The following is a 621-nucleotide window of genomic DNA, read 5'->3' as shown; positions in this document are numbered from 1 at the left end:
GGGTTAACGTGAAAGAAACCGATTCCCGGACGAGCGAGATTCTGACCGGTGAAGGTCATCGAATTGAAGGACGGATGAATCAGGCGGCGACGGGGATGAAGCCGAAGCGAGTCAGCGCCTTGATCCAGCGAGGAGCGTTACGTTGAACGGAAAGCGCTTCATAGTCGGTGGCGGAATCCCGGTAGTGTTCGCCACGTTTGAGCATGAAGAAGAGGGTGCGGAGAATTTTGTGTGCCAAGGCCACGATGGAGCGCTTATGTCCGCGCCGCACGATCAGGGACTGGAACTTCGACTGGAAGAGCGACTGGGTGCGACTGGCGGCATGGGCGAACTCGCAGAGCAGGCGACGGACATAGAGATTGCCCTTGCGGAGGCGTCCGGATTTGCGCTTGCCGGCCGACTCGTTGTTGCCCGGGCAGATGCCGACCCAGGAGGCCAGGCGATCCGCGCTGCCGAAGGCGTCCATGTCGGTGCCGATTTCCACCAGCAGCATCGCGGCGCCGATGAGATCGACGCCGGGCAGGGTTTGCAGCAAGGCCAGGGTGTTCCGCTCGTCCTTCAGTCCGTCGAGAAGACGCGTATCGAAGCGGGCAATACGTGCTTCGATCTCCTCAATATGCC

At 60.7% G+C, this 621-nt stretch carries 1 protein-coding gene; it reads right to left on the bottom strand.

Going from position 1 to position 621, the window contains the following annotated elements; all coding sequences use genetic code 11:
* Window positions 1-79: 79 nt before the first annotated feature.
* Window positions 80-621: transposase (locus tag GO606_RS00645; protein ID WP_246979234.1), on the bottom strand; the 542-nt coding region annotated here is incomplete at its 5' end.

It is taken from the genome of Aromatoleum anaerobium, assembly GCF_012910705.2.
GTDB classification, from domain to species: domain Bacteria; phylum Pseudomonadota; class Gammaproteobacteria; order Burkholderiales; family Rhodocyclaceae; genus Aromatoleum; species Aromatoleum anaerobium.
Note: the sequence above shows the minus strand (reverse complement) of the source record. Positions and strands in the feature narration are given on the sequence as shown.